7 protein-coding genes are annotated in these 8382 nt (G+C 38.4%); 4 read left to right on the top strand and 3 right to left on the bottom strand.

Annotation, left to right across the window (positions count from 1 at the left end):
- Nucleotides 1-355: 355 nt before the first annotated feature.
- Entirely contained in the window at nt 356-1339 is a 984-nt protein-coding gene (gene pfkA / locus Q1V93_RS08440) for a 6-phosphofructokinase (protein WP_300663721.1), read from the bottom strand.
- Nucleotides 1340-1384: 45 nt separating this feature from the next.
- Here pfkA and Q1V93_RS08435 point away from each other — a divergent pair, with 45 nt between their 5' ends.
- The 4 genes from Q1V93_RS08435 to Q1V93_RS08420 all read left to right on the top strand — a co-directional run bounded on the left by Q1V93_RS08435 (nt 1385) and on the right by Q1V93_RS08420 (nt 5662).
- A complete protein-coding gene (locus Q1V93_RS08435) occupies nt 1385-1990 on the top strand; it encodes a sigma-70 family RNA polymerase sigma factor (protein ID WP_300663719.1) in 606 nt (201 codons plus the stop codon).
- A complete protein-coding gene (locus Q1V93_RS08430; protein ID WP_300663717.1) occupies nt 1980-3032 on the top strand; it encodes a tetratricopeptide repeat protein in 1053 nt (350 codons plus the stop codon). The genes Q1V93_RS08435 and Q1V93_RS08430 overlap by 11 nt, the downstream gene beginning before the upstream one ends.
- A 642-nt stretch (nt 3033-3674) precedes the next feature.
- Complete coding sequence (locus tag Q1V93_RS08425) at nt 3675-4631, top strand: glycoside hydrolase family 16 protein (protein WP_300663715.1); 957 nt, start codon at nt 3675-3677, stop codon at nt 4629-4631.
- Nucleotides 4632-4723: 92 nt separating this feature from the next.
- Nucleotides 4724-5662 (top strand): tail fiber domain-containing protein, encoded by a 939-nt coding sequence (locus Q1V93_RS08420; protein WP_300663713.1) that lies wholly within the window; start codon nt 4724-4726, stop codon nt 5660-5662.
- A 151-nt stretch (nt 5663-5813) separates the two neighbouring features.
- Here Q1V93_RS08420 and Q1V93_RS08415 read toward each other — a convergent pair whose 3' ends face one another.
- Nucleotides 5814-6950 (bottom strand): 3-hydroxyacyl-CoA dehydrogenase NAD-binding domain-containing protein, encoded by a 1137-nt coding sequence (locus Q1V93_RS08415; RefSeq protein ID WP_300663723.1) that lies wholly within the window; start codon nt 6948-6950, stop codon nt 5814-5816.
- A 268-nt stretch (nt 6951-7218) separates the two neighbouring features.
- The gene (locus Q1V93_RS08410) at nt 7219-7992 is read right to left on the bottom strand and encodes an enoyl-CoA hydratase-related protein (RefSeq protein ID WP_300663710.1); all 774 of its coding nucleotides are present in this window, start codon (nt 7990-7992) and stop codon (nt 7219-7221) included.
- Nucleotides 7993-8382: the final 390 nt, after the last annotated feature.

The raw sequence follows: 8382 nt of genomic DNA, 5'->3' as shown, positions 1-8382 counted from the left end.
GGGTGCAAAGGTAATCAACTTTTCTTTTTTAACAAGCCTTTGTCAAAATATTTTTAAAGTTTTTTTTTGATAACCTTCTCTTTTCAAATACTCCCTTTCTGAAGCGCTTATCGTTCTAAGCGGCTGCAAAAGTAATCAACTTTTTTATTCTGCAAAGTTTTTTAAAAACTTTTTGTTAACCTTTTCTTCATTTTCAACTCTCCGTTTCCGAAGCACTTATCGTTCTAAGCGGGGACAAAGGTACGCACTCTTTTTACTTTTCCAAGTGTTTTAAACATTAATTTGTTCAATTTTTTCCATCAACATTGTTAAGTCACTGAAATATGAATAGTTAAACTTCAAAGTTTTTTTTCTTTTATTTCTTCGTCAACAAAGCTTTCAGCAATTCAATCCCCGAATCGTCGTTAGATACCGTCCCGGTAGTTCCTTCCAGGATGTTTCGTACCACCAAATCCCGTCCTATTTGCCCGATCATGAGTGATTTTTTTCCTTCAAGGAGTAATTCAACAGCTTTCACTCCCATTCTTGTGGCTAAAATCCGGTCGAAAGCAGACGGACTTCCTCCTCTTTGAATGTGTCCTAATATGGAATAGCGTAAATCGTATCCTTTTAAGTAAGGTTTCACTTTTTCCATGATCTCTTTTGCTCCACCTTCTTCGTCTCCTTCTGCAACTATTATAATAGAACTCCGGATTCCTTTGTTCTGATCCTTGATCTCTTTGGCCAGGGTCGGGATATCTGTAACTGTTTCCGGAATCAAAACAGATTCCGCCCCACTTGCAATGGCACTGTTTAACGCAATATAACCGGAAGCTCTTCCCATCACTTCTACAAAAAACACCCTGTGGTGACTTGAAGCCGTATCACGGATTTTATCTACCGCCTCCACAACCGTATTCAAACAGGTATCGTAACCGATCGTGAAATCTGTTCCGTGAATATCATTATCTATGGTGCCAGGAAGTCCGATAACAGGAATATCGCATTCATTCGTCAAGGTCATTCCTCCGGCAAAGGTTCCGTCTCCACCTATCAGAATCAATGCATCTATGTGATGTGCTTTCAAATTCGCAATCGCTTTTTGCCTTCCTTCCAACGTTCTGAAAGCATCACTTCGGGCAGTTCCAAGAATAGTTCCTCCTAAATGGATTACATTATTGACATCTTTATAGGACAATTCCTTGATCCGGTTTTCAATCATTCCTTTATAACCGTCTTCAATTCCGAGTATTTTCACCCCTTTCCCGATTCCCGCTTTTACAACCGCCCGGATACAGGCATTCATTCCCGGCGAATCTCCTCCCGATGTCAAAACTCCTATTCTTTTTACTTCACTCATAATACTTGTAAATTTAAGTGCTTACTTTTAGAGTAATCAAATTTTATGGAATTATTTCATTTAATGCATCTCTATGTCATGATGTTGTTTCAACGCGGACATAAAAGGTATAGTTCACTAACAGATCTGGAACTTATTCAACGTTATAAAGAGGAAGCCAATCTCTTTACGATACCTTTATTATATGAACGCTATGGACATCTTGTTTTGGGAACGTGTATCAAATACCTGAAAAAATATGAAGATGCCGAAGATACCACGATGAAAATTTTCGGAGAATTGAACCTTAAAATAGAAAAACACGCGATTCAACATTTCAAATCGTGGTTGTACCAGGTGACCAAAAACGAATGCCTGATTCATCTGCGTAAACAAAAGACCGTTCAAACTCCGATTCACGAGAATTTACTGCAAGCAGAACCTTTGGAATCAGAAGAACAGCTTGAGCGGGAACTGAAACTAACAAAACTGGAACAAGCCATTCAACATTTGAAAGAGGAACAACGTATTTGCATCGAACTGTTTTATCTGCAGGATAAAAGTTACCAGGAAATCAGCGATGAACTGGACATTCCGCTAAACACTGTAAAAAGTGCTATTCAAAATGGAAAGCGAAATTTAAAAATCTGGATGGAAAGCCATGAAGAATAAAGATTACATATCACGAGATGCGTTCGAAAAGCTACTTCAAGACTTTTCGGAACAACATTCCAATGAATCCCTGGATGATTTCGATCTTGATGCTCTTGACGGATGGAAAAATTCCGGAGTTTCGTTTGCTCAAATGAAGCAGATGGATCAAAAAATGAAATTCCCGAAAAAAGCTTCAATTACACCTTATATAATAGGTCTCTCCGTTTTGATCGTCGGAACTGCTATTTTTCTCTTTTTGAAGGATGATTCCGTTGCATCAAAAAAAACAGACCACCCTTTAATCGTAAAGGTTGAAAATACCGATCTCCGCATTCCGGAAGAAATAGATACCCTTGAAGTCATTCCACAAAAAGAACAGATTACAGTAAACGAGGTGAAAACTTCTCAAAACGAGATCAAGAACCTACCTTCGGAAACAAAAAAGGAGGAAATTATCGAAATTCCCTTCCCCGAAACCGTTTTGGAGCCTTTACCGCTTGTAATCGAACAGAAACCTGTAACTGTTTCGAAACAAAAAACCGCAAAGGAAATTTACATTCAGGATCTCAAGGCAATTGATTACTCACAATACAGAATCAAGCCCACGGTTCCGATCGAGCAAATTATTTTGACCGGAATTCCCGCCGACCAGGAAAATATAGACGACGTTGTCCAGGAAGAACCACAAGTCAAACGGATCAACGTTCCTTATATTGATTATTTGGAGAAATCGCTGAATTATACCAATCGCGGGAAATGGAAACTGGCGCTTTCGCGCTTCAACGAAATCATCAAAACCTACCCGGATGATGTCAATGCGCGCTTCTATGCCGGTTGGTGTTACTATAATTTAGGTCAGTACAACGATGCCTGTCTTAATTTCTCTGCTTGTCTGCAATTGGAATTTTCGAATTTCAATGAAGAAGCGGAATGGTATTTGGCTCAAAGCAGGTTGGCGAACGGGGAAAAGGCTCTTTCAAAAGAATTATTCCAAAAGATCAAAAATCAAAAGGGGTTTTATTCCAAACAAGCAGAAAAAGTGCTGAAAACATGGAAATAAGACACGATTTTCGGACTGTTGATATTACCTAAAACGTAAACAACATGACAGACCTCGTAGCACTATTCAAAAGTGCATGTTTTCACAATGACTTGCCCTAGAGTTTTGATGACTTTTAAGTCGCGCAGATTATATAGACTCCGACATAATCGGAGCGTAGATTCAATTTACATACTACCTGCGAAAAACTTGTCCCGGATCCTCGGTATCTGCGAGAAAAATTATTACATCACCTATATTTTAGGACACAGCATTTCACAAATAATGAAATCAAAACCTGCTTGCCAAAACGGAGACCTCTAATATTCCGCAACGGATCAGTTATCTGGAAAATATCAACGTATTATAATAAGTACCATTTATGGTATTGATCTGAACAGGACTTCCGCTGTAAATTCATCCGGACTACAATTGTAATTTACGGCGGAAACCGAAAAGCCTTAACAGAGTAGGAAATCATGTTCATTAATACGCTTATGAGACATTTTAAATCAATCATTTTCAATTCACTACAAGATTTTAATCTTGTCATTTCAGAGCAGATCAAAACCATTTCAGATGAATTTACTTTGAATCCATCTTATCAGGTAAGGAGTTAAAGAATGTCCACAAATTTAACATGTACCTTAAACTTCACTAATTATGACGAAGTATATATTATTTATTCTTATTGTGCTAAGTAGTTGTCAATTCAGTATCAATGCACAAACACCAGTTGAAGATCCTGCTCATTACGTGATAGATACGCAGGATGGTTTCACATCTTTCAATTCAAGTCTATGGAATATTGTTCCGAACAATACCTGGGGGCTTGAAACCTATAGCGCTGCTAATGTGAATGCATCTGCCGGAACACTTACACTAAAATGCGAGAAAATTGGAAACAATTATATTTCCGGAGGAATTGAAACAGTCGGTAAAAAGTCTTTTTCATATGGTTACTTTGAAATTGAGAGTAAAACACCTACAAGCGGAAACAAAGGCCCCTGGGGAGGTTTTTGGATGCATACCGGTGAAGGTGGCTGGGATGAAATTGATGTTTTTGAACCCAACGGTGACGATACGTACTTAGGAACTCAATTTCATAGTGGTACTTCTGCCACCCACAATGCAGCCTGGAATGGAACTGCAAAGGTTTATACAGGTTTTCCGAATCTATCGGCTAGTTTTAATAAATACGCTCTTATCTGGACTCCAAAGTATGTCAAAGTATTAGTTAACAACAACCTGGTCTATGAAGTAGTAGACTCCAAATATATTCCTACACATCCAATGTTTGTCTTTCTTACTTTTCAAATCGATGCATGGGGTGGAGCTCCCAATCAGTTTACGTCATTTCCGTTGTTCTGGCAGTTTAAGAATTTCAAATACTACAAATTGAAAACAGACTGCGGCAACGGAATTACCCAAAGTAATTTTAATTTCAGCAGCCACGATTACAACGTTCAAAAATTTTACTCTCTCAGCAATTCAACCATTCCCAATAACTCAAACATTGTGTTAAGGGCTACTGATTATATCGAACTAAACGGTGAGTTTTTTGTTCCGTTAGGAAGTACGTTTACTGCAACAACACATTGCAACGTTTGTCCTGATTAAATTACTAAAGATTACCCGGTTTTTTGGAATACAGAAATCAATGAATCCAATAAACTCCAACGAAATACATTATTCATTAAAATCCAATCAACATGAAAATGAAACTACAGATCACCAGCATTTTTGCAATTGCACTGCTTTATGCAAATACACTACATTCTCAACTAAAAGTTGAAAATGACGGAAGTTTATTTGTAAACTCTTACCAGGGAAACTGGGGAAGAGCCAACTGGACCAAAATACATTACCAAAACACCTGCGCATATCATTTATGGAATACATACTACAACGGGGATGTATTTTACGTAAAAGGAGATGGCTATGTGTGGACACGACAAGGATTTTTAACCGCTTCAGATTCTATTTTCAAAACAAACATAAAAACCATCGGGGAAGCGTTGATGAAAATCAAAAATCTTCGGGGTGTTACATATAATCGAAAATACGCGACTGACTCATTGATACCAGACAAAAATGATAATACTGACAACAAGACTTCTACTTTAAAAACAGAACCGAAAGAATATGGTTTAATAGCACAAGAAGTCGAAAGTATCATTCCTGAAGCTGTCTTCTTAATGCATGACTCGACAAAAGCAATTGCTTATTCAAGTCTCATACCCGTACTGATAGAAGCCATAAAGGAGCAACAAATTCAGATCGACAACTTAAAAGACATTATAAATACACAGGAAGTTGGAATTAACAAAGTCAAAAATTGTTGCGAAAATCAAATGAGACCTAACGATAACAACTTCAAAAACGACGATGAGAACGTGTTATTTCAAAACATACCCAACCCTTTCAATGAAAGCAGCAAAATAAATTATTACTTGAATAAAAGAACCAAAAAAGCTGTCTTAAACATTTATAGTACGAATGGAGTACAAATTAAGAGTATCGAAATACACCAATTCGGCAATGGTGCGATTACACTGAATGCAGGCGAATTTACTCCGGGAATATACATTTATATTCTAATCGCCAATGACCAGCCTGTTGATACCAAACAAATGATTTTAACAAATTAATGCGGTCAGAATCTCAACCCCGTGAAACACAACATGCATTTCACGGGGTTATCATTTTTTCTTTTAAAACGAAGAAACTAAAAACACAGCAGTCCTTGCTCCTAAATAATGGAAATCTTATTCTTAGCACCGGACTTCCTCCCCTCCAATTCTATTTTGCCAGTCTTTTCAGTAAAGGATTCGGACGATATCTGTCTTCTCCATATTCAGCAAACAGGTTTTCCAATCTGGAAAGAACTGTTTTCAATCCAATTTCTTCCGACCAGGCCAACAATCCTTTCGGATAATTCACCCCTTTCGTCATCGCGGTATCAATATCTTCTCTGCTTGCAATCTTCAAAAACAACGCATCATATGCTTCATTAATAAGCATTGCCAGGATCCGGTCCACAATTTCCTTTCCCAATTTCTCATCTTTCGTCGGAGCAGGTAATTCAACACCTTCCGAATAATCATAGAATCCTCTTCCTGTTTTTCTTCCGAGGAACCCTGCTTCCATGTGCCTTTTTTGTGTGAAAGACGGTTTGAATCTCGGATCGTAGTAAAATGCAGCAAAAACCGTTTCAGTCACTGTATAGTTAATATCGTTCCCGATATAATCCATCAACGTAAACGGCCCCATGCGGAATCCGCCTATTTCTGTCATTGCCCAGTCAATCGTTGCAAAATCTGCAAGACCTTCTTCATAAATGCGTAAAGCCTCGCCATAAAACGGACGTGCCACACGATTCACGATAAAACCGGGTGTGTCTTTACAAACTACCGTCAGTTTTTTCCAGGAATCAATGATTGATTTTGCAGTCGACAAGGTTTCTTCGCTAGTTTGAACCGCCGGGATAATTTCCACCAACGGCATCAACGGAGCCGGATTAAAGAAATGAATTCCGATCACGCGGGATGGAAATTTCAAAACCGCACCGATAGAAGCGATCGATAAAGACGAAGTATTGGATGCAATAATACAATTCATTCCTACCACTTCTTCAATCTCTTTGAAAACCGCATGTTTCACTTCCAGTTTTTCCACAATGGCTTCAATTACCAATCCGGAACCCCGGAAATCTTCCAGTTGTGTTGAGAAATGCATGTTATTCAAAACCTCGTTTTTCCCGGATTCATCCAAGCTTCCTTTCTCTATCAAACGGTCAAGTACCTTCACCAAAGCCAATTTTGCTTTATCTAATTGCACCTGATTCACATCTACCAAAACAACTTGATGTCCTGACTGCGCCGCAACCTGAGCAATTCCTGCTCCCATAGTCCCAGCACCTAAAACGCCTATTTTCATTTTCATTCAATCTTTTTAGACAAACAGAGACAAGAGTCAAGACTCATTTGCTCTATCACCTTATTCAGTTATTTAATTTCTTCTTTATCCTCCAATCATTCGTTGAATTTCTTCCAGCTTTCCAATTAATTCAGCTACTTCAATTCCAAATAACTTTCCAGGAAGACAACTCTCTAAAATTATGTCGCATCTCAAAGCAGATAATGGTTATACTTTAATATGCGAAATTTTACCGAGGAATCGGATTTTTAGTCCTGACTCTAAAAATCTACTTCCCTTTAAAAACCGGAGCTCTTTTTTCCAAAAATGCTGTTACCCCTTCTTTAAAATCTTCTGATTTCCCCGCCAATGTTTGCAATTCTTCTTCCAAAGCAAGTTGCTGCGTCAGGTTATTGGTAAAACTTGCATTGATAGCGCGTTTTGTCAACCCCAAACCATAAGTTGGCATAGCAGCTAAATTTTCAGCAAACCGGATCAATTCCTCTTCAAACGTTTCATCGGATACAGCTTTGTAAATCATATTCATCGCAACAGCATCTTTTGCAGAAACTTTCTCACCGGTCATCATCAAAGCCATGGCTTTTTGAGTACCAACCAAACGCGGCAACAAAAACGTACCTCCTGAATCAGGAATCAAACCGATTTTAGAAAATGCCTGGATAAATGAAGCTGACTCTTTCGCAATCACCATATCACAAGCCAATGCAATGTTTGCTCCTGCTCCTGCAGCAACCCCGTTTACTCCTGCAATAATCGGTTTTTCAATATTCCGGATGCGCTCGATAATCGGATTGTAATGATCCTTCACAATAGACTGCATTTCCGGACCATTCGGATCTGTAGCTTCCGCTAAATCCTGGCCTGCACAAAATGCCTTTCCTTCCCCTTTGATAACAATTGCACGAACAGCATTATCTTTTTCACATTCATCCAATGCCTTTTGCAAAGACAAAGCCATTTCCTTATTAAAGCTGTTAAAAACCTGAGGTCTGTTTAAAGTAAGTGTACAAACACCATTTTTGAAATCCTGAATCAGAGTCATTTTCGATTTTTTTTTAGCAAAAGTAAGAAAAAGCGTCAGCTTTTGAAGACTGAGTTACGACAAACGTTAGTGCGGAAGTAACGAGGGAGAAGCGTCAACTTTTGAAGACTGAGTTACGACAAACGTTAGTGCAAAAGTAACGAGGGAGAAGCGTCAGCTTTTGTAAGACCAAGTTACGCCGGACAGTACGAAAACAACAAGCAAGGAATACATACGACTTTTGAAACAGGAACCTAACTCTTTGCATCTTTTCTTCCGGGAGGAATCATCCGGAAACCAGTCAATTGTTAAAAATAAATTTACGACTGTTAAAATTCAAAAACATTATTCTAATTTCCATAACTTCGCTTGAACCATTATTTTACTCAGTCATGTTGAAGTCCACTATTC

It is taken from the genome of Fluviicola sp. (assembly GCF_030151805.1).
GTDB lineage: Bacteria > Bacteroidota > Bacteroidia > Flavobacteriales_D > Crocinitomicaceae > Fluviicola.
This window is presented reverse-complemented; position numbering and strand designations above follow the sequence as displayed.